Source organism: Kribbella sp. NPDC058693, assembly GCF_042715335.1.
In the GTDB taxonomy this organism is placed as follows: domain Bacteria; phylum Actinomycetota; class Actinomycetes; order Propionibacteriales; family Kribbellaceae; genus Kribbella; species Kribbella jiaozuonensis.
In genome coordinates this window covers 296158-317508 of the sequence record NZ_JBHXSQ010000002.1, presented here as the reverse complement: position 1 = coordinate 317508, position 21351 = coordinate 296158, and the positions used below count along the sequence as shown (strand labels likewise).

The following is a 21351-nucleotide window of genomic DNA, read 5'->3' as shown; positions in this document are numbered from 1 at the left end:
GTTTTCCGTTGGAGGGGTGGATGCTGGACCGGTCGGAGTCGGCCCTGGGCACGGTGCTTCGGTCGCGGTTCTACCGTTCGGCATTCCTCTCGCTGCTGATTGCCGGCGTCGGCCTGTCGGCGGCCACTCCACAGCTGACGCTCTTCCTGGTCCGCGACCTCGGTACGCCGTTGCCCGTCGCCGGGCTGTACTACGTGACGAACGTGGCCTCCCCGATCGCCGGGTTCATCGTCGGCCGCTGGTCGGACCGCAGCCACGACCGGCTGCTGTGGTTCCGGATCTGCTCGGTGGTCGGCGCGCTCGGCTGGCTGCTGATGGCGTCGGCGAATGCGGTCTGGATGCCGTTCGTCATCAGCACGTTGGCGTTGAGCGTCGCGGGCGGATCGATGGCGCAGCTCTTCGCGGCCTGCCGCGACGAGCTCAGCCGCCATCCGACCCGCGCCGAGAACCGGGTGATCGCGACCATCCGGATGGCGTTCACGACGGGCTGGATCCTCGGGCCGGTGTTCGGCAGCTGGTTCGGCGGGGTGTTCGGGTTGCGGGCCTTGCTGGTCGCGACCGCGGCCTGCGTGTTCGGCGCGATCATCCCGCTCGGTCGTCAGCGGGTCGAGCGGTACGACGACCCGGCGAGAGTCACGTCCGTGGAGCGCGGGCGGATCGAACACATGATGCCGTTGCTGGTGTTCACCGCGGTGTGCGTACTAGCGATGACCGGCGACACCATCAAGTTCGGCTACCTCCCGATCTACATGGCCGAGCAGCTGCACGTCTCCGACTCCGTGCGCGGTCTCGTGATCGGTATCCAGCCGCTGCTCGAACTGCTCCTGCTCCCGGTCGTCGCACGCCTCGCAGACCGCTACGGCCCGATGCGAGCCATGACGGTCGGCGCCGTACTCGGGCTGGCCGGCAACCTCGCCTACGCGCTCAGTACGTCGGTCGCCGGGTTGTTCCTCGGCCAGGTGCTGAACGCGGGTCTCTGGGCCTGCGTCGGCGCGCTCGGCGTCTCCATCGCCCAGCACCTGTACCCGGAAGGCGCCGGCACCGCGTCCGGCGTCTTCCTCGGCGCGATCCCGCTCGGCTCGGCGATCGGCGGCACGATCGGCGGGATCGGCGTGGCGGCGATCGGTCTCCCGCACGTCTTCTTCATCCCCGCCACGCTCACCGCGTTCGCGATCGCCGCCTTCACCCTCCTGAGCGTCCGCGAGGCCCGCGCTAGCTGACGGCCGCCCGGATCGACTCGCGAAGTGAGCCGAGCGTCGCGACGACCGCGGTCGGTTCGTAGCCGCAGTGGGCCATGCAGTTCGCGCACCGCGGGTCCTTGCCGCGGCCGTAGCTGTCCCAGTCGGTGTCGTCGATCAGCTCCTGGTACGTCCCGACGTACCCGTCGTCCATCAGGTAGCACGGGCGCTGCCAGCCCTTCAGCGAATACAGCGGGATCGCCCACGCCGTACAGCTGAAGTCGACCTTGCCTTCGAGGAAGTCGAGGAACAGCGGCGAGTGGTTCAGCCGCCACTTCTTCCGCCGGCCGTCGCCGAACGCTTTGCGGAACAGCTGCCGGGTCTCCTCCGGGCCGAGCCAGTGCTCCTGGTCCGGCGCCTTCTCGTACGCGAACCCGGGCGAGATCTGCATGTTGTCGACCTTCAGCTCGTCGTTCAGATAGTCGAGTACGTCGATGACGTCCTGCGGGCTGTCGGTGTCGAAGAACGTGGTGTTGGTCATCACCCGGAAGCCGGCCGCCTGCGCCTGCCTGATCGCGTCGACGGCCTGGTCGAACACGCCGTCCTTGCAGACCGACTGGTCGTGCCGCTCGCGCAACCCGTCGATGTGCACCATCCAGGCGAAGTTCTTGTGCGGCTTGAACTTGTGCAGGTGCTTCGGCATCAGTACGGCGTTCGTGCACAGGAACACGATCTTGCCGCGGGCAAGCAACTGCCGGACGATCTCGTCGATCTCCTTGTGCATCAAGGGTTCGCCGCCGGCGATCGAGACCATCGGCGCACCGCATTCCTCGACCGCGGCAACCGCCTGCTCGACCGACATGCGCTTCTTCAGCCAGTCGTGGGTCTGCTGGATCTTGCCGCAGCCGGCGCACTTCAGGTTGCACGCGTACAGCGGCTCGAGCTCGAGCAGGATCGGGAACTTCTCCCGGCGCCGGACCTTCTGCTTCATCAGGTATCCGCCCAAGCGGATGGACTGCCGTAGCGGCATGCTCATGTCTGACTCACTTCTTTCGGTAGCGCGAAGCGGACGTCCTCGGTCAGCGTCCCGTTCTCGGTGACGGACACCGGGCCCAGCCCGGACAAACAGCGGATCAGGTGGTCGACCAGCTCCGGCGGAGCCGACGCGCCCGCGGTGATGCCGATCCGCTCGGCACCGGCGATCAGGTCCAGCTCCAGTTCGCTCGCGTCGTCGACGAGTACTGCGCGAGTGCCGGCCGCCTCGGCAACCTCGGCGAGGCGTTTCGAGTTGGAGGAGTTCTGGGAGCCGAGCACGATCACGAGGTCGGACTGCGCGGCGATCTGGCGGACGCCGGCCTGGCGGTTGCTGGTCGCGTAGCAGATGTCGTCTCTCTTGGGTCCGGTCAGGGTGGGGAAGCGTCGTCGCAGTACTGCGGCTGTCTCGGCAGCTTCTTCGACGGCGAGCGTGGTCTGCATGGCGTAGCCGACCTTGGTGGGGTCGGGGAGTTGGACGATCTCGGCTTCGGCGGGGTTGGCGACGACGATCACGTGATCCGGGGCTTCGCCGACCGTGCCGATCACCTCCTCGTGGTCGGGGTGGCCGATCAGTACGACGGTGGTGTCGCGGGCGGCGTACCGGCGTACCTCGTGATGGACCTTGGCGACGAGGGGGCAGGTGGCGTCGATGACTCTCAGGTGCCGCTCGTCGGCCTGGCGACGTACTGCTGGGGCGACGCCGTGCGCCGCGAGCACGACGAGGCTGCCTTCGGGGACGGCGTCCAGCTCCTCGACGAAGACCGCACCTCTGCCTTCCAGCTCACTGACGACATGCCGGTTGTGAACGATCTGCCGCCGCACATAAACCGGCGCCCCGAACCGCTCGAGCGCCCGCTCCACGGTCTCGATCGCCCGCTCAACCCCCGCACAAAACGACCGAGGCGTCGCCAGCAGCAACTGCCGCTCCCCGGCCGCCGCAGCCCAAGCATCAATAGCCGCCGCAGTACGCCGCAACTGCGCAAGCCCCCGCGCTCCCCGCACCAACATCCCAACCCGCCGCAACGGCTTCCCCGGCGTATCAACCACCACCCGCACCACCACGGTCTGCCCGTCATCCCCCACCAACAACCCAGACTCGGTATCAACCCCAATAGCCCCACTCGCAGCCAAAGCAGCCCGCTCACCAGCCGAGTCGACGACATGGTCGGTAGTAACAACCGGCCCCACATGCACAGCCATCCCCAGCCGCCGCAACTCCCCCGCTACCAGGTCGGCTGCAAAACTCTGCACAACCTTTCCGGAGTGGCAGATCTCGCTTGCGACGATTACGTCGCCGGGGGCGATGCCGTCGACGAGGGCGCCGGCTACTCCGGCTACCAGAGCTGGGCCTTGGGCGGGGGTGCCTTTCGAGCGGCCGGTGTGGATGACGGGGGTGGTTAGTTTGTCTCGGAGGGCGAAGTACTCGGCGTACAACGGGGTGCAGACGACCGGGCTCATCGGTTTCTCCCGAGGTAGCGGCCCAGGGCCCAGATCGGGAAGACCACGCGGTACAGGTGGTAGCCGATGTAGAAGTCGCCCGGGAAACCCGTGCCGGTGTAGCGGTGCTCGTCCCAGCCGCCGTCGGCGCGTTGGGTGTCGACCAGATAGCCGACCCCGCGTCGTACGGCGTCACCCCGTTCACCAGCAGCCAGTAGCGTCAACAGCCCCCACGCGGTCTGCGACGGTGTGGAATCACCCCGCCCGATCCACGACGGATCGACGTACGAGCGCAGGTCCTCGCCCCATCCGCCGTCCGCGTTCTGATGCTCCTCGACCCACCGCACCGCCCGCCGGATCACCGGATCGTTCCCCGACATCCCGACAGCAATCAACGCAGGTACGACGGCGCCGGTCCCATAAACGTGGTTCGTCCCCCACCGCCCGAACCACGACCCGTCCTTCTCCTGCGAATCCAGCAACCACCGCACCCCGCGCTGACACTCGGCAGAATCGGTCCGTCCTTCAGCCGCCAGCATCTCGACCACATGCGCGGTCACATCGGCCGACGGCGGATCGATCACCGCGCCGAAGTCGCAGAACGGCAGCTTCAACGGCGTCGTGTCGGTGTTGTCCGCATCGAACGCACCCCAGCCGCCGTCCGCGGACTGCATCCCGGTCGTCCACTCGACCGCATCATCCAACGCCTTCCGCAACCGACCCGGCTCCGGATGCTCCACCCGCCGCAACGCCAGCACGATCTCCGCCGTGTCGTCCGTATCCGGGTAACCGTCGTTCGCGAACTCGAACGCCCACCCACCCGACACCAACCCGGGCCGCCGCACCTGCCAGTCCCCCGGCGCGTCGATCTGCTCCGCGAGCAGCCAATCAGTTGCCTTGAGCACCGTCTTGTCATCCGGCTCGACACCGGCGTCCAGCAGCGCCCCGACCGCCAGCCCCGTGTCCCACACCGGCGACTGACACGCCTCCAACCACCGCGCCGGTCCCTCAGCGGTCTCCGTGTGCACCGTGAACCCTTCGAGCCCGCGCAACCCCGCCGCCATCACCGGATGGTCGATCGCGTACCCCATCAGATCCAGCGCGATCAGCGAGTACACCCACGGCGGCTGGATACCGCCCCACCCACCATCGGCCTCCTGCCGAGCCACGATCCACTCGACCGCCCGCCGCATCGCCAACCGCCGCAACCCCTTCGACGGCCCACGCGGCCCCCATCGCGAGTAAGCATTCAGTACGACGTCCAGCCGCTGGAACGCCCCTTCGAGCGTCCACGGCGCCGCCTGCGCAGTATCCGCCCTACCAGCCCGCAACCCCTCGACAGTGAAGGCCACCGGCCGCACCGGACGATGCGCGCTCACGATCGTCAACGGCACGATCGTCTGCCGCGCCCAGCACGCCCAGTTGTAGATATTCAGCGGCACCCGACTCGGCAGGAACATCAACTCCGGCGGCAGATCAGGACAGTCGTCCCACGACCACAATCCGAACAGCGCCAGCCAGATGTGCGTGAACACCCGAGCCTTCTCGACCCCGCCGTTCGAACGGATGAACGACGCAGCCCGGGCCATGTGCGGCGCACCCGGATCATCACCCGCCATCCGCAACGCGATCCACGACTCCACCGTCGTCGACAGCTCACCCGGCCCGCCCGGGAACGTCGCCCACGTGCCGTCCTCACGCTGCTGCGACCGGATCCACCGCGCCGTCTCCGCATCCGTCTGCGCAGTCGCCACGCCGAGGAAGTGCCGCAGCATCAGATCCTCGGCGTCCATCGTCACGTTGGTCGCCAGATCGCCCTTCCACCAGCCGTCGTCATGCTGCAACGAACGCAGGTACGACACCGCCGCATCCAAACACTCCTCGACGCGTACGTCGGCCCGTTCGGCGTCGGTCACCTGTTCCGCCGTCACAGCTGCCGCTCCGCGATGAACTGGGCCAACTGATCGAGCTGATCCCGATTGGCCGGCGCGATGCCCGCGGCGTCGAGCGCCTTCCCGGCCTTACGCACCCGCTCATCGGCTTCGGCCAACGCCCATTCCCGCCCGCCGGCGTCCTCCACGAGTACGGCGGCCCGTCGTACGTCGTCCTCGCTCGGTGTAGCCGTGTCCGCGAACCACGCGGCCAACTCGCGCCCGTGCGCACCGCCGTACTCAAGCGACCAGACCACGGGCAGCGTCTTCTTGTGCGCACGCAGATCGGAGAACACGGGCTTGCCGGTCTTCTCCGGTGCGCCCCAGATGCCGAGCAGATCGTCGACAAGCTGGAACGCGAGCCCGAGCTCCCAGCCGTACGTTCGGAACGCCTCGCACGTCGCCGCGTCGGCGCCGGCCAGGATCGCCCCGAGCTCGGCCGATGCCCCGAGCAACGAACTGGTCTTGCCGGCCGCCATGTCCACGCACTCCGGCAGGCTGACCGAGTCGCGCCGCTCGAACGCCACGTCGAGGACCTGCCCGCGGATCAGCTCGCGAGTGGCGACGGCCAGTGCGTGACCGGCGCGAACGGCGTACGGCGAGTTGCACTCGGCAAGTACTTCGTCCGCGAGACACGCAAGCGCATCCCCGACCAGGACCGCCGTCGCGTCGCCCCAGATCGCCCACACGGTACGCCGGTGACGGCGTTGCGTATCGCGGTCCATCAGGTCGTCGTGGATGAGCGAGAAGTTGTGGATCAACTCCACCGCAACACCGCCGGGAACCGCCGGTTCGGGTGATCCGCAGACAGCCTCGGCGACGAGCAGGGTCAGACCTGGCCGGATCGCCTTGCCGGAGTTGGCGCCGGTCGGTCGTCCGTGTTCGTCACACCAGCCGAAGTGGTACGTCGCGACCAGCCGGGTGTGCTCGTCGAGTCGGTCCAACGCGTGCCGCAGCTGCGGGTCGACCAGCTCACGCCCACGAGCCAGCAGATCCAGCACATTAGTGGCCGAAGGCATCCTCTCTACAGCCGTCACGAGACCACATCCTCAACCGACGGCGATGCCGCCGGCGACGTGCCGAGGACGGAGGCGGCGGCCGCTTCACCACTGCGGACGGCGCCCTCCATGGTGGCGGGCCAGCCGGTGGCGGTCCAGGAGCCGGCCAGGTGCAGGCCGGGGCGGGTGGTGGTCGCGTCGGGGCGGAAACGGCCGGTGCCTGGGGCCGGCCGGAAGGTGGCATGTCGCTCTCGGGTCACGAAGAACTCCTTCACACGCGCGTCGGCGGCCGCGGGGAGCAGCCGCCGGAGGGCAGGCACCAGTACGTCGCGCAGTTCGGCGACCGGGGTGTCGATCAGTTCATCGGCCGCCGACAACGAGACGGCGAGGTACTGCTCGGCCGGATTGCTTTCACTCTGGACGGTCCGGTCGAAGACCCACTGAAGTGGACTGTCGACGCCGGCAACGAACGGATCGTCGAGCACCACGCGGTCGAACACCACGTGTGCGTTGACGATCGGAGAGCTGCCGAGTGCCTCCGCCCACCCGGCCGGCAGGTCCACCGCGTCGTCCGGCAGCAGGCTCGCGGCCTCAACCGGCGGCACCGCCAGTACGACGTCGTCGTACCTCTCCCCTTCGATCGCCCACGCACCGTCCACCGCATCCAGAGCCCGGACCCGTGCCCGCAACCGCACCGCGACACCTGCAGCGACCAGTGCACGAGCTGCAGCGTCACCGTGCAACTGCTGCAACGGCACCAACGACCATCCGATATCCGCAGCATCACTCCTCTCCAGCAAACCGACTTGGAACACCGTCGCCGCAACAGCCAGCGACGCGTTGTCAGCACGCGCATTCAGCGTCGCTATGCCGATCAGCTCCCACAGCGCCTCGATCGTCCGCGCGTCCTGCCCATGCGCCGCCAGCCAACCGCCGAACGACTGCGCATCCGTCTCCGCAGCCGTCCGATCCACCCGCCCCATCGCTAACGCGCCCCGGACCGCAGCAACCCGCTCGGCCACACTCAGCCAGCGGTACGTCGCCAGCGCCGGCCCGAGATGCAGCGGCGCCGGCATCCCGTTCCGCCGGATCCGCCCGACGCCACCACGCTTTCCACTCCGCACCGGTACGTCGAGCCGCGGCTGCAGGTGCACCTGATCCCGCACTCCGAGCCGATCGAGCAGCCCGAGGTACGACGTACAACAGCGAAGAAACACATGCTGCCCGTTGTCGATCCATCGCCCGTCCCGCTCGAACGAATGGGTCAGACCGCCCAGCTTCGGCCGCCCCTCCAACAGCACGACCTCACACCCGGCATCGGCCAACTGCAGCGCTGCTGTGATCCCCGCCAGTCCACCTCCGACGACGGCGACCCTTCTCATGAGCGGGCTCCCGCCAGCGAGGCGAGCGCGACCTGTGCCTTCTCCCCCGCCGACAACGACAACCGCTGGTTGTACACGAGCACAGGGTTCGCACCGATGCGGCGGAGCAGGTGGTGGTAGATGCCCGACATCGCGCGGCAGGACGCGCCGCTGCGCCAGTCCAGGTACGGGAGCAGGCGCCAGCCGAGCGAGTACCAGTCCTGCGCGCGGCCGGCGGCGTACCGGATGTAGCCGGCCAACCGTCCTTGTGGGTCGTCGAGGTTGCCGTGCTCATCGAGTTCGATCCGGACGCCGAAGCGTTCCAGTTCGTCGGCCGGTAGGTAGATCCGGTCGTTGGTCAGGTCCTCGCGGATATCGCGGAGGATGTTGGTCTGCTGCAGCGCGATGCCGAGCTGGTCGGCGTACAGGGCGAGGGTCTCGAGATCCGACGAGCCGGTCGGGCCGAAGATCGACAGGCACAGCCGGCCGACGGAACCCGCGACGCGTCGGCAGTACACGACCAGCTCGTCGAAGTCGCCGATGCGTACGTCGGTCAGGTCCGTCTCGACACCCGCGACCAGTTCCTCGAAGGCACCAAGCGGCACCGGGTATCGGCGCGCTGCGTCCGCGACCGCGACGTACACAGGCTCGTGGATGTCGCCCAGCCGGCCGAGATCCTTGCGTACTCCGGCGAGCGCGGTGCGCTTCTCCTCCAACGGAAGGTCGCCGTCGCCGATGTCGTCGATCCGCCGCGCCAACGCGTACAGCGCCGACAAGGCGTTGCGCTTCGGCGGCGGCAGCAGGCGGATGCCGTAGTAGAAGTTGCGCGCCTCGGTGCGCGTGATGTCCAGGCAGGCTGCGTACGCTTCCTCGACGGTCGCCGTCACCGCGCGACCGCCTTGACCAGCAGCCGCACGGTATCCATCTTCGACGGCGTCGCCTGATGAGCAAGCACATCGCCACCGGTACGACGCAACGCCCGCACCGTCGCCTGACCGCCGGCCACGAACCCGGCCACGGAGATCCGGGCCCAGCCGTGCAACCGGCCAACGATCGCTGCACCTTCGTCGAGCATCTTCGCGGCCCTCGCAGTCTCGAAAGTCATCAACTCGCGCAGTTGCTGTGTCGCCTGGCGCTGATCGAGATCGGTCTCGGCCACGCCGTACGTCGTGAGGTCGGCCTGCGGCAGGTAGATCCGCCCGGCCCGGCGATCCTCGGCGACGTCCTGCCAGTGCTCGACCAGCTGCAACGCCGTACACACCAGGTCCGACAGGCCTTCGGTCTCGGGATCGTTGACGTCGAAGACGCCGAGCACCATTCGGCCGACCGGATCGGCGGAGAGCCGGCAGTAGCCGATCAGGTCCTCGAAGGTCTGGTACCGCGTGACCGTTTGGTCCTGCAGGTTGGCCTGGATCAGGCGGTGGAAGGGATCGGCCGGTAGATCGTGTTGCCGGACGATCGGGCGCAGTCGGCGCAGTACCGGATGGTCGGGCTCGTCGCCGGCCCAGATGCGGTCGAGGTCGACCATGAACGCGCGCAGTGCCGCCGTACGGTCGCCGGTGTAACTGTCGCCGAGCTCGTCGACGGTGCGCGCGTAGCCGTAGACAGCGTGCAGCGACTCCCGGTGCGCGGCGGGCAGGAGCTTCAGTACGACAGGAAAGTTCTCGGTGTGTTCCTTTCTGCCCAGTTCACGGTCGGAAGCGGCATTCTGCACTCCGTCTGGATGCACAGTTCCATGATGGGAAGCGGTTTCGTGCCAACTCTGCCCCGTTGACGAACATTCGACGAGACAGAATTTGTCACAGGATTACAGTTGGCCTCGATGGGTTCCCCTAGAGGAGTCTTCAATGACCATCGCAACCTTCGACCGTGCCCGGCTCGAGGACGCTTTGCTCGACGGACTGCCTGCCCTGGTGGCCGAGGTGCGGGACCGGCTGGCCGAGCACTGGCCGGACTACGCCGCCTTCCTCGACACCGACCGGGACGCGGTCGTCAAGCCTGCCGAGCTGTTCGTGCATCGCCTGCTGGACATGTCGATCGCCAACCTGATCAACCCGGAGCAGACCACGCTCGACCGTGGCGACGAGACGGTACGGCGGGTGTTCGAGGAGATCGGCCGACGCCAGCTGCAGGAGGGCAACGATCTCACCCGATTGCTGACAGCTTTTCAGCTCGGCGCCCGCGTCGCCTGGCGGCATGTCGCGGCGACCGCGCTCCGGCTGGATTTCGCCCCGGACAACCTCGCCGCCTTGGCCGACTCGGTATTTGTGTTCGTCAACCAACTGTCTTTCTCCGCGGCCAACGGCTATTTGCAGGAGCAGATCGAGGACGCGATGGCGCGCGAACGACGCCGCGAGGATCTCGCCAACCTCCTGCTCTCCGGCCGTGCCGGCACGGAAGCGATCCGGACCGCCGCACAGCAGGCCGCGTGGCGGATCCCCGAGACCGCCGCGGTCGTCATCTACAGCGACGGCGACCAGGAGCCGGCCGGGGCACTCGTCGCCAGGCTCGAGCCCGGTGCACTACCCATTCGCCGCAACGCGGTCGTCGTCGGCGCGATCATTCCGGAACCGTCCGGTCCGGGTCGCCGCCTGCAGTTGAGCCGCGAGCTCGCCGGAATGGGTGCGGTGGTTGGCAATTCGGTCGCGCTGGCCCAACTCCCGCGCAGCCTGGAGATCGCCCGGATCGCAGTCCGGCTGCGGAACACCGGCGTACTGACCGACGACCCGGTCTTCGCCGACGAGCATCTCGATGCGCTGATCGTCTGGCGGGACGAGGCCCTGGTCGCCGCGTTGCGCGAGGAGATGCTCGCGCCGCTCGCCGGTGAGACCGAGGCCGCCCGCGAGCGGCTCGCGGAAACCCTGGCCAGCTGGCTGAAGCATTTCGGCGACCGGCAGGCGATCGCGCACGAGCTGAGCATCCATCCACAGACCGTGCGCTATCGGATGGCGCGACTCAGGGCCTTGTACGGCGATCGCCTGGACGACCCCGAATCACGCGCTCGCCTGTTCCTCGCCCTCGAGTGGCCCGGTCCTTAACCGCGCCAACGCCTGGTTGAGCCGAGCGGCCAGGGCCGGACCGTCGATCAGCTGTGGATCAGTCGCGAGACCGATCCCGAGGATGCCTGTCCAGCTCAGCGCACCCATAGCGAGGGGCGTCCCCGGCACCAGCGGAAGGATCGGATACACCCGATCGTGGGGCACACCAGCGAACGACATCTGTTCGGTCGTGCCGGGCATGTTCGAGACCACCGCGTGCAGGAATCGTTGCCCGTACACGGTCGGCGCGAACCACCGCGCGAACGGCTCCGGCACGATCCGCAGTCCGGTCGCCAGCACGAACCGTGAAGCCAGCGCGCGGGTCGGCCGCTGCAGCCGCTTCGTCCGCGCCGACACCTCGGTCAGCAACTCGTCGAACGGACGCCCGTCCACCGGCACCTCGACCATGATCGCGGCCGTCGCATTGCCCTCCGCCGCGCTGTCAGGCCTCCGGACCATCGTGGTCACCGAGAAGCGCAGGTACCCGTTCACCGCCTGCGCGAGCCCGGGCGCGACGGCGTACACGCTGTCGGCGAGCAAGGCGATCAAGAGATCGGTGACGCGTACGCCGCGAGCGGACGCGGCCCGGCGTACGACGTCGAGCTCGATCGCTGCGGTGTCGAATTCGCGGCGGAGGGAGCTGGGCGGCAGCTTGGCCGCCGTACCGTCCGTCGCGAGTTGGGCGAGACCGATGGTGGTGGCGACGGCGCGCGTCAGCCGGCCCGGAGCGGTGCCGGACGGCAGCTCGATCTTGGTCGGGGGCTCGAACAGGCTGAAGGCCTGCAGAACCGTTCCGATGCCGTCGGCAATCGAATGGTGAACCAGCACGACCAGGCCGTCGGCGCCACCAGGGCCGATGTCGCGGACGATCGCGATCCGCCACATCGGGCGGTCCCTCGGCATCGGTTGCTCGGCGAGGTCGGCGACGTACCGGAGCAGGCCGGCGTACCCGTCGGTGGACCGGTGCTCGACGACATGCCAGTCCAGGTCGACCTCGTCGGCCTCGATCCAGCGCGGCCGGTGCCAGCGCGACGGCTTGCCGAGTCGCTGATGCATCCGCGGCAACTGTGCGAACCCGTCGGCGACCAGCTTGCGGACCTCGTCGATCGTCGGCCGCTGGTCGGAGGGTTCGAGGACGACGACGCCGCCGACGTGCTGCGGGGCGCCGGTCCGCTCGATGTGCAGGAAGAACGCGTCCGCCGACGGTACGACGATGCCGTTCACCGTGGCATCACCCGTTCGCCGAAGCGGGCCGATAGCCGCCGGTACAGCCCCGGAGCGAGTGCGCGTACGGCGGGTGCGACGCGAAGCCAGCCGGGGATCCAGATCTCGGCTCGGTCGTTGGCGATGCCATCAACCAGCGCCTGCGCGACGGTGGTGGCGGGCAGCGGACGCGGGCGCTTGCGGTCGTACGGCCGGCCGCGAGCGCTGAAGAAACCGGTGTCGACGACGCCCGGGATGGTCAGGCTCACGGATACACCACTACCACGAATCTCCAGCCGGAGGCTCTCGGCGAAGACGTCGAGCGCGGCCTTCGTGGCGGCGTACACGGCCTCACCGGCAACCGCCGTACGGCCGGCGATCGAGCCGACCAGGGCGACGTGCCCGCTCCCCCGCTCGACCATTGGCGGAAGCAAGCACCTGACCAGCTGCAGCGGCGCCAGCAGATCGAGCGCGACCAACTGGTCGATCTCCTCGGCCCGCATCTCCACGAACGGCCCGGACCACCCGAGCCCGGCGTTCGCGACGAGGATGTCGATCCGCCCATGCACAGCCAGCGCGGCATCCGCTACCTCGTCAGCGGCCCCCGGCAGGGCGAGGTCACCCAGCACCGGTACGCCGCCAACCCGCGCGGCGACCTCAGCGGTCCGCTCCGCATCCCGCCCATGCACCACCACCCGAGCGCCCGCCACCGCGAGCCGCTCCGCCACCGCCGCGCCGATCCCCGCCGACGCACCGGTGACGAGCGCAACCTTTCCGTCCAGCCGCATCGCACCTCCCTGTGCTCAGCATGATGCCAAGAGCAACCAGGTGTGCGAGGGGCGGCGTCGACGGATCAGGCTCGGACGGCCAGTGCGGTGAGCAGGGCGGACACGATCCCGCCGTACAGGACGAGCAGGGCAATGAACGGGAGCACGCTGCCGACAGGTGCTCGGCTCCGGATGCTCTTGGTCTCGAAGTAGTTCAGGCTCGGACCCCAGCCGAACGGCGACAGTGGTGGCTCGCCGTTGGCACTCCCTGGCAGCCCGTGACCGCCGTAGGTCGGGATGGATCCGTCTGGCAACGCAGGCGGCGGCGCCGCCTTCTCCTCAAAAGGCACGGTGTTCCTCCCCAGGAACCACCTGCCGTCGCTCCTCAGCATCCCCAGCCGGCAAGGTGTCAGACCCCACTCTGCACTACCAATACGAGACCTGGCATGCCACCAATTCCGGGTGTTCACGGACCGTCAACCTGTAGGCACGTGACGTATATGCGCCCGTGCATCCCGGCTGGCATCCTCGTGCCGTTCCTTTCCGCCCTGAACTAAGTTCTGAAGGAGCATTTCGATGAAAGTGTCCGCCCGCCGCACGCTCGGCGTGGTCCTCGGAACCGCCGCCCTGATCGTCACCTCGGCCGCCGTCGCGTTCGCCGCGCCGCCGCCGAGCCTCCCGCAGAACGCCGACGGCTACGAGCAGTCGTTCTCGCCGGCCTACGACTACGACGGCGACGGGTGCTACGCCACCCCCGCCATCGGAGCCGACGGCACGCTCAACCCCGGCCTCAACCCGACCGGCGCCGTGAACGGCAACTGCCGCGACCAGTCCGACCTCGACAACTCACAGACCTACTCGCGCGAGAAGTGCAACAACGGCTGGTGCGCGGTCGTGTACGCCAGCTACTTCGAGAAGGACCAGGCGTTGCCCGGCAGCAGCCTCGGCGGCCACCGGCACGACTGGGAGCACGTGATCTCCTGGATCAACCAGGCGTCGAACCAGGTCGAGTACGTGACCACGACGCAGCACTCGAGCCAGGTCACCTACGCCCGCTCGCAGGTCCGGTTCGACGGATCGCACCCGAAGGTCGTCTACCACAAGGACGGCGCGAGCACGCACTTCTTCCGCCTGGCCAACAGCAACGACGAGCCGCCGGAGAACCACTACCACAACTGGCGGTACCCGCCGCTGGTCGGCTGGAACGGCTACCCGAGCACGTCGCTGCGCGACATCCTGATGAACGCCGACTTCGGCTCGGCCACGATCAAGATCACCGACAAGGACGACCGGTTCCGCAACCTGCTGAACGCGTCCAAGCCGTCCGGGATCCCGTTCGACCCCTGGGCCTGACGATCTGAAAGGGCGCGCTCAGTCCTGCTGGGCGCGCCCGCCAGGGGTGGTCAGCGAATCCGCCACCAGATCGATCATCGCCTCGTGCCGCTCGGCCGCCGTGTCAGCCTGACCGAGCGCGACCGTGTCCAGGAAGACCCGGCTGACCACGAGCTCGGCCGCCGCCTGCACCCGGTCCGGCTCCGCGACCACATCGTCGGCCCCGGCCAGTACGTCGGCCACGGTCTCGGTCGCCTCGGCGAACAGCTCCGCCGCCCGCTCCGCGATCTCCGGATGCCCCTGCGCCTCCCGGAACACGATGGTCCGGGCAGCCCGGTCGTGCTCCAACTCCTCCGCCATCGTCTCCACGACCGCCCGCAACCGCAGCCGTACGGTGCGGCCCTGCGCGACGGACCGCAGTACCTCGCTCGGGGTCGGGCGCTCCTGCACGATCGCGAGCAGCAGGTCGAGCTTGGTCGCGAAGTGGTAGAACACCAGGCCGGACGGTACGCCGGCCTCGTGCGCGATCCGGGCCGTCGACGTCGCGTCGTACCCGTGCTCGGCGAACAGCCGCTCGGCAGTCTCGACGATGACCTGCCGTTTGGTGTGACGCGCGTGCGCGGATGCCGTCATGATTCGGCGGGCCAGGCCTCACCCTTCCGCTCGGCGCCGAGCTCGGCGGCTCGCCGCAGGGACTTGAAGACGTAGTCCGGCACCCGGAGTCCGCGCCGGTTCTCGAACATCAGCTCGTACTCCGCGCGGCCGACCTTACGCGCGTAGTCGCGCAGCTCGGCCTCGCCGCCCTTGCTGATCTCCAGCGCTTCCATCACGTCACCGAACTCGGCCCGCTGCCGCTTGTTGTACGCACCCACGACATCGAACGTACGCTTCCGCAACGCGCGCGTCAGCCACCGCTGCCAGCCGGAGAGTTGACCCCAGAGCTCCTGCGCAGCCATCTGGTAATAGGCGAAGTGCCCCGGCTCCTGCCGCTTGATCGGCGCGACCACGGTCGCTGCGATCGCACGCTCGCCGAGCTCGAGCAGTCCGGCGTGAAGCTTGTTGTAGGCAAGCACCGCGGAGCGCTCGGTCGCCAGCCCGGTCAGGTAGTAGAGCATCCGGCTGATGTCCTGTACGCCGGGCATCTTGCCGAGCGCACCGAGCAGCTTGAGCTTGAAGTCGACGTCGGTCAGGTTCGGCTCGTGCGCCTCGATCCCGGCCAGCTCCTGCATCTGGTCCAGGATCAATCCGTGCCGCGTCTCCTGCGGCATCCAGACGTCGGCGTAGAACCGCCGGTCGACCTCGGGCGGGTCCGGCAGCAGGATGTTCAGCTCCAGCACGTTCCGCTCGACCTCGAGCTCGACCCGGGTCATGTAGGCCAGCACCGACCCGAAGCGCTCGGCCAGCAGCCGCGGACGCTTCATCGTGTAGTCCACGCTCTCGAGCGGAATCGGCGGGTGTTCCTCGCCGAGACGCTCGACGTGGTCGGCCAGCTTGGAGTCTTCCCGGCGCTTGCGGCTTCGCCGGCGCGGGACGGTGGTGATATCGCTCAACGACATAAGGCGGCACCTCGCTCGTTCGACAGGGATGCCAGCTCGATCCCCCACAGGTAAGCCTAACAAAGTAACTGACTGATCAGTCAGTCAGACGCTGTGACCCCGGCAACAGGACAGCGGGCGGCGGTCCAAGAGGACCACCGCCCGCTGCCGCGGGCAAAGCTATTTAGCGATCGTGTAGCTGATTGTGTCGTTGCGCAGCACGTCGCCATCGACCTTCACGATGCGCAATGTGTGCGCTCCGTTCTTCAAACCGGTCGCAGCGAACACCTGCTGATTGGTCAGTCGGACATCACCGTGCAGGTTCACCCGGCGTACCAGCTTTCCGTCGACGAAGACGTCGGCGTTCCCCTGGTCCGGAGCCAGCTCCGTGCTCCACGCGACACCCGTGCCGGTGAAGGCGAAGTTGACCGCCGCGCCGTTCGCCGTCGTGGCGTGGATGTCGTCGCGGTAGTCACCCCGGAACCGGAAGTCCAGCGGAACCGTTCCGGCCGCCAGCTTCGCGAGGTATGCCGCCTTGATCGTCACGACGTTCCCGGCGACCGTGTAGTCGGTCCCCTTGACCAGATCCACACCGGCCTTCGAGATGCCGGCGAGCTCGCCCGGATCGCGACCGAGCTGCACGCTGACGTCGGCCGGAGAACCCTTGTCGAACGTCGCCGAGTCCGGGTTCAGCAGGCTCTCCTGCCGGATGTTCAGCTTGTCGAGCAGCATGAACTGACCGGACTTCTTCACCGCGCGGATCGTGTGCGAGCCGTTCGGGAGATCCGAGATGCTGTAGACGACCTGTTGCGGTTTGTTGTGTCCCTGCGACGGATCCAGGTACGTGCTCACCGTCTGCTTGAACTGACCGTCGATGTAGATGTCGACGTCACCCTGTCCGGGGTCGGTCTCCGTCACGTAGTCGACGCCGGTGCCGACGAAGCTGTACGAGAACGAGTCGCCGTCGGTCTCGGACCACGCCACGTCGTCCTTGTAGTCACCGAGACCACGACCCGTGCTCTGGTGCCACGTGCCGGTGTAGACGATCTGCGAGTCGTCGTTGTTGACCTCTTGCGTCCGCGAACCGACGTCCGCGGTCTTCGCCTGCGACGAGTCGGTGACCGTGACGGTCAGCGGCTCGGACACCGAAGGTACTTCGTAGTTGTTGTTGCGCTGCCACGCGCCGTCGTACCCGACCCGCAGGTCGTCGTCGTTGACCCGGATCGTGGAGCCCTTCTGCGGCGTCACCTTCAGCAGCTGGACGCCGTGGATCGGGATGTCCTTACCGGTGAAGCCGCTCGCGAACTGACCCAGGTCCTTGTGCGCCCAGAGGTCCCGCACCTTCGCCGGACCGGTCAGGCCGAGGTCGGACCAGTTGACCGTCATGTCCGAGTCGGTCTGGCCGAGGTTGAACAGGGCAACGGTGTAGCTGCTGTCCGGGTTCAGCGAGTACCAGACCTGCTTGTTGGTCTTCATCGACACGGGCTGCGCCGGACGGCCGGCCTGGTTGACCGCAATCACTTCAGGATTCGTCAGCAGGCTCAGCCCGTAGTCGTCCAGCCGGGTCATGTCGTTGCCGACGTACATCGGCGCCGCCGAGACCGCCCACAAGGTTGCCGCTGTACGGCGTTCGTCCTTCGTGAGACCGTCCATCTGCCCGTTGCCGACGTCGAGCGAGTCGAGATCGTTCCAGCCGCCCGGTCCTGCGTAGCGCCACCAGTCCGCCAGCTTCGGGAACAACCGGTTGATGTTCTGCCACTGCGTCAGCGCGACGCCCGGGCAGTAGCACTCGACGTCCCACTCGATCCGCCACCCGTTCGCGTACTGCTTCCAGGTATTGGCGTAGTTGATGTCGAGCGCCCAGGACAGCTCGAGCCAGATCTTGTGCTTGGCCAGCGCCGCGGACCACGCCTTCACGTCACCCCGGGCGTCGAGCGACAGGTCGCTGATCCCCGAGCCGGGCGTGACGCTGTCGAACTTCAGGAAGTCCAGGCCCCAGGAGCCGAACAGGTCGGCGATCGAGTCGATGTACTTCTGCGCGCAGGGCTTGGAGAAGTCGATCTTGTAGCCGATACCCCAGTAGTCCGCCTTCTGCAGCGGCTGCACCGGCAGGTCACCGGTCTTGCACTCGGGAGCGCCGTACACCGGCAGGTTGGCGTCGATGACCTCCTTGCCGATGCCGGGGATCGCGTACAGGCCGACCTTCTGGCCGTTGGCGTGGATGTGGTCGATCACCGCCTGCAGCCCGTTCGGATAGAGCTTCTTGCTCGGCACCGGACGGCCGTACCCGTCGATCCCGTCGTTCCAGCCGGCGTCGATGTTGATGTTCTTGTACCCGTACGGCTGGAGCTTCTTGTGCATCGCGTCGGACTGCTTGATCAGCTGGTCCGCCGAGATCCAGTTCCCGGCGCCGTCGTACACCTGCATGCTGTAGCTGCTCCACCCCATGTACGGGTGCAGAGCGATATCGCCGGCCGGGCCGCCGGACTGGACGGTGGCGGTCGCGACCGACGGAGCCTGGACGGCCTGCTGCGGGGCAGCCGTCTTGGGCGCGATCGGAGGCGTGCTCTCGGGTGCTGCTGCGGACGTTGTAGCCGTCAAACCTGCCGGTAGCAGTACGGCGGCGACGAGACCGGTAAGCACGGTCCGCACCCTCCTGCTCCGAACGGATCTGGTCATGGCGGTGACCTCTCTGAGAGAACCGAATCGGATAGGATATTGGTTCTATTTACTTAACCGTGTCAAGATTCTGTGCGATATCGGCTCGGATTACTTCCAGGTCGCCGGTCCGGCCGAGCCCGCGTCGTACTCGTCGAGGGGTACTTCGCCGGCGCGCCACGCGGCGAGAACAGGCTCGACGATCTCCCAGCACCGTTCGGCCACGTCACCGCGCACCGAGAGGAGTGGGTCGCCACGGAGGATGCCGCTGAGCACCTCGCCGTACGGCAGGACCGAGGACGACGGCAGCGTCGCGTCGAGGAAGACCTGGCCCATCGTGTACGGGCCGTCGACTCCGAGCGCCGGGACGGACAGGGACAGCTCGCCCGGGTTCAGGCCGATGCGAAGCGTCTCGCCGTCGCGCGCGCCGTTCAGCCCGGAGGGCAGGTGGCGCAGCGGCTTGAACTTGACCACGATCTCCTTGCGCGCGACCCCGAGCGCCTTGCCCGACCGCAGCGTGAACGGCACACCGGCCCAGCGGTTCGTGTCCACCTCGACCGTGACCTCGGCCAGCGTCTCGGTCCCCCGCTCCGCGTCGACGCCCGCTTCATCGGCGTACGACGGAACCACGCGGTCGTCGGCGATGCCCGCGGCGTACCGCGCCCGGCGGGCCGCCTCGATCGCGGAGCCGCGGTAGAGGTGGGTACTGCGCAGCGCACGCGCCATCTCGCTGCGGACCTCGACGGCGTCCATCGTCGCCGGGGCGTCCATCGCGAGCAGCGCAAGGACCAGCAGCAGGTGGCTCTGGATCATGTCCACCAGCGCGCCCGCGTTGTCGTAGTACTGCGCGCGTCCCTCGAGACCAAGCGTCTCGTCGTACACGATCTCGACGCTCTCGATGTGCTCGGCGTTCCAGACCGGCTCGAACAGTCGGTTCGCGAACCGCAGGCCGATCAGGTTCAGGACCGCGGTGCGACCGAGGAAGTGGTCGACGCGGTGCACGTTCTCCTCGGGCACGAGCGAACCGACGAGCTGGTTGAGCGCGGCCGCGGACTCGGCGTCGGTGCCGAACGGCTTCTCGAAGGCGAGCTCGGTCCCTTCCGGCAGCTCGAGCTCGCGGAGCTTCTCGACGATCGCGGTCGTCACGGCCGGCGGCAGGGAGAAGTACAGGACGGGGGCGGGCCCGGCAAGCTCCAGGAGCGCGCGCAGGTGCTCGACATCGGTCGGGTCACCGGCGACGTACTCCGTCGTCGCCAGCGTGTCCGCCGCGACCTGGCCGATCTCGCCGTGCGACTCGAAGGCGGATCGGACCCGGCCCGTCCATTCGTCGGGGGCGAGCGGTGACCGGCCGGTCCCGATGATCCGCACGCTGGTCGCGCGCGGTCCGGCGAGCAGACTGCCCAGACCGGGCAGCAGCAACCGCGAGCTCAGATCGCCGCTGGCGCCGAAGATGACCAGGGTTCGTTGGCCGGTATGTTGACCTGCACCCGCCGAGGATCGCTCGACCGGTAGCAGGGCCGCATGCGTAGTGATGATGCCTCCCAAGACTCGTGGCTCATCCGTGGAGCCACACCCAAAGACGCAACCGCGCCGAGGGTAATCGCATTCCCGTCAGGAGACGCGCTCTGTCTCAGGGGCTGGGTAGGGAGAATCCGGGAGACCGAGGTTCCGCCAGACGAAGCGCGGGACCCGGGCCAGGAAGCCGCGGAGGAACTGCGAGCTGTGCGCGATCGCGGGCTGGCTGTGCTCGCCGGGTGAGAACCAGGCCCACTCCTCCTCGATCCGGAACGAGGCCGGCGGGTTCGCCATCAGGTACTCCATCTGGCGCGGGTGGATCACGTCGTACGCGAACTTGGTGTCCTGCGCGTGCACCGCGAACTGCCGGTTGAACGCCTCGCTCTCGAAGCTGATCCCACCGCCGAAACCCTTCCGACCGACCTGTAGGCGCGGCATCCGGATCGGCAGCTGGAAGCCGAGGATCGGCTCGCTGTGGTTCTCGGTCACCGTCCGGGTCTGCGTGCGGCCCTCGCTGTCGGTGTACGACTCCGTGCGCGTGGTCTTCCAATGGTGCGTGAACGCGACGAACGGCGGCCCGTCGCCGTCCCGGCCGCGGATGACCTCGCTGGTGTTGTGATCGTGGCCGCTGCGCGTTACCGGCGTGAACTCCAGCAGGCTGTCGTCGACGCCGATCCACCACCAATCGGGGTGGTGGTAGAACGTCAGCCGCGGCTGCGGCTCCGGCTGGATCCAGCGGTCGAGCGGCGCCGCGTCGATCGCCGCCGCGACGGCACCGAGCTGCTCCAGCCAGGCGGCGAGCAGGTCGGGCTTCTGCCGCGGCGGGTTCAGCACCACGAGCTGGTCGCTGTCGATGCCCGCGTTCAGCCCCGGCAGACCCGCGGCCATCGCGCTCAGCTGCGAACACACCTGCGGATTCATCACCTCCGCGGCGAAGTCCGGCTCGAGCGCACCGACCTGCCACCCCGGACCGAGCTGCGGCGGAGCCGGTACGGCGTGCGCGAGGACGCCGTACCGCGGTCGGGTGTCGCCGCCGGAGATCCACAGCTCGGGGAGCCGGCGCGACAACGTCACCATGCCGACCCAACCCGACCAGTGCGAGGTGCTGTACTCGATCACCTGGAACGGCCGGCCGGCTGCGGTCAGGCCGGTGATCTGGTCGTCGGGCTTGCGGACGAAGCCGAGCCCGAACGGCGGATTGTTCAGTCGGGCGACGGCCTCGAACGTCGGGCTGTTGACGAAGTTCCAGCCGCGCTGCCGCAGCGAGTCGATGTACCGCTGCCGGCGTACGAGCGCGACGATGCCCCAGGTGAGTCCGGCCGCGAACAGCACGATCACGACCACCACGACGAGCTTCATCGCG

18 protein-coding genes are annotated in these 21351 nt (G+C 68.1%); 3 read left to right on the top strand and 15 right to left on the bottom strand.

Going from position 1 to position 21351, the window contains the following annotated elements; genetic code table 11:
• Positions 1-20 precede the first annotated feature (20 nt).
• Complete coding sequence (locus tag ACFWUU_RS11175; RefSeq protein ID WP_380174746.1) at positions 21-1220, top strand: MFS transporter; 1200 nt, start codon at positions 21-23, stop codon at positions 1218-1220.
• Here ACFWUU_RS11175 and hpnH read toward each other — a convergent pair.
• The 7 genes from hpnH to hpnC are packed head-to-tail and all read right to left on the bottom strand — an operon-like array spanning position 1213 to position 9669.
• Entirely contained in the window at positions 1213-2214 is a 1002-nt protein-coding gene (gene hpnH, locus ACFWUU_RS11170) for an adenosyl-hopene transferase HpnH (RefSeq protein WP_137257276.1), read from the bottom strand. The two genes, ACFWUU_RS11175 and hpnH, sit on opposite strands and share 8 nt — an antisense overlap.
• A complete protein-coding gene (gene ispH / locus ACFWUU_RS11165; RefSeq protein ID WP_380174744.1) occupies positions 2211-3671 on the bottom strand; it encodes a 4-hydroxy-3-methylbut-2-enyl diphosphate reductase in 1461 nt (486 codons plus the stop codon). The genes hpnH and ispH overlap by 4 nt, the downstream gene beginning before the upstream one ends.
• Complete coding sequence (gene shc, locus ACFWUU_RS11160; protein ID WP_380174742.1) at positions 3668-5581, bottom strand: squalene--hopene cyclase; 1914 nt, start codon at positions 5579-5581, stop codon at positions 3668-3670. The genes ispH and shc overlap by 4 nt, the downstream gene beginning before the upstream one ends.
• Positions 5578-6618 (bottom strand): polyprenyl synthetase family protein, encoded by a 1041-nt coding sequence (locus tag ACFWUU_RS11155; RefSeq protein ID WP_380174740.1) that lies wholly within the window; start codon positions 6616-6618, stop codon positions 5578-5580. The genes shc and ACFWUU_RS11155 overlap by 4 nt, the downstream gene beginning before the upstream one ends.
• Positions 6615-7961, bottom strand: a complete 1347-nt coding sequence (gene hpnE, locus ACFWUU_RS11150) for a hydroxysqualene dehydroxylase HpnE (RefSeq protein WP_380174738.1) — start codon at positions 7959-7961, stop codon at positions 6615-6617. Before hpnE ends, ACFWUU_RS11155 begins: the two co-directional genes overlap by 4 nt.
• Complete coding sequence (locus tag ACFWUU_RS11145; protein WP_380174736.1) at positions 7958-8827, bottom strand: squalene/phytoene synthase family protein; 870 nt, start codon at positions 8825-8827, stop codon at positions 7958-7960. Before ACFWUU_RS11145 ends, hpnE begins: the two co-directional genes overlap by 4 nt.
• Positions 8824-9669 carry a squalene synthase HpnC gene (hpnC, locus tag ACFWUU_RS11140; protein ID WP_380174734.1) on the bottom strand — a complete coding sequence of 282 codons (846 nt, stop codon included), beginning with the start codon at positions 9667-9669 and terminating at the stop codon, positions 8824-8826. Before hpnC ends, ACFWUU_RS11145 begins: the two co-directional genes overlap by 4 nt.
• A 118-nt stretch (positions 9670-9787) precedes the next feature.
• Between hpnC and ACFWUU_RS11135 the strand changes: the two genes are divergently transcribed.
• Complete coding sequence (locus ACFWUU_RS11135) at positions 9788-10978, top strand: CdaR family transcriptional regulator (RefSeq protein ID WP_137257281.1); 1191 nt, start codon at positions 9788-9790, stop codon at positions 10976-10978.
• Here ACFWUU_RS11135 and ACFWUU_RS11130 read toward each other — a convergent pair.
• The 3 genes from ACFWUU_RS11130 to ACFWUU_RS11120 all read right to left on the bottom strand — a co-directional run bounded on the left by ACFWUU_RS11130 (position 10934) and on the right by ACFWUU_RS11120 (position 13298).
• Positions 10934-12202 (bottom strand): wax ester/triacylglycerol synthase domain-containing protein, encoded by a 1269-nt coding sequence (locus ACFWUU_RS11130; protein ID WP_380174732.1) that lies wholly within the window; start codon positions 12200-12202, stop codon positions 10934-10936. The genes ACFWUU_RS11135 and ACFWUU_RS11130 overlap by 45 nt on opposite strands.
• Positions 12199-12969, bottom strand: a complete 771-nt coding sequence (locus ACFWUU_RS11125; RefSeq protein ID WP_380174730.1) for an SDR family NAD(P)-dependent oxidoreductase — start codon at positions 12967-12969, stop codon at positions 12199-12201. Before ACFWUU_RS11125 ends, ACFWUU_RS11130 begins: the two co-directional genes overlap by 4 nt.
• Before the next feature lie 65 nt (positions 12970-13034).
• Positions 13035-13298 (bottom strand): hypothetical protein, encoded by a 264-nt coding sequence (locus ACFWUU_RS11120; RefSeq protein WP_137257284.1) that lies wholly within the window; start codon positions 13296-13298, stop codon positions 13035-13037.
• Between the two features lie 226 nt (positions 13299-13524).
• On the opposite strand from ACFWUU_RS11120, the gene ACFWUU_RS11115 reads away from it, so the two are divergent.
• Positions 13525-14301, top strand: coding sequence for an NPP1 family protein (locus ACFWUU_RS11115; protein ID WP_137257285.1), 777 nt, complete (start codon positions 13525-13527; stop codon positions 14299-14301).
• Positions 14302-14319: 18 nt separating this feature from the next.
• Here ACFWUU_RS11115 and ACFWUU_RS11110 read toward each other — a convergent pair whose 3' ends face one another.
• From ACFWUU_RS11110 to ACFWUU_RS11090, 5 genes are all read right to left on the bottom strand, one after another.
• Positions 14320-14913 (bottom strand): TetR/AcrR family transcriptional regulator, encoded by a 594-nt coding sequence (locus ACFWUU_RS11110; RefSeq protein WP_380174727.1) that lies wholly within the window; start codon positions 14911-14913, stop codon positions 14320-14322.
• Positions 14910-15836 carry a GTP-binding protein LepA gene (locus ACFWUU_RS11105; RefSeq protein ID WP_380174725.1) on the bottom strand — a complete coding sequence of 309 codons (927 nt, stop codon included), beginning with the start codon at positions 15834-15836 and terminating at the stop codon, positions 14910-14912. The genes ACFWUU_RS11110 and ACFWUU_RS11105 overlap by 4 nt, the downstream gene beginning before the upstream one ends.
• Positions 15837-15995: 159 nt before the next feature.
• The gene (locus ACFWUU_RS11100; RefSeq protein ID WP_380174723.1) at positions 15996-18494 is read right to left on the bottom strand and encodes a X2-like carbohydrate binding domain-containing protein; all 2499 of its coding nucleotides are present in this window, start codon (positions 18492-18494) and stop codon (positions 15996-15998) included.
• Between the two features lie 90 nt (positions 18495-18584).
• Positions 18585-20018, bottom strand: a complete 1434-nt coding sequence (locus ACFWUU_RS11095; protein WP_380174722.1) for a glucose-6-phosphate dehydrogenase — start codon at positions 20016-20018, stop codon at positions 18585-18587.
• Positions 20019-20084: 66 nt separating this feature from the next.
• The gene (locus ACFWUU_RS11090; RefSeq protein ID WP_380174720.1) at positions 20085-21347 is read right to left on the bottom strand and encodes a hypothetical protein; all 1263 of its coding nucleotides are present in this window, start codon (positions 21345-21347) and stop codon (positions 20085-20087) included.
• Between the last annotated feature and the right edge of the window lie 4 nt (positions 21348-21351).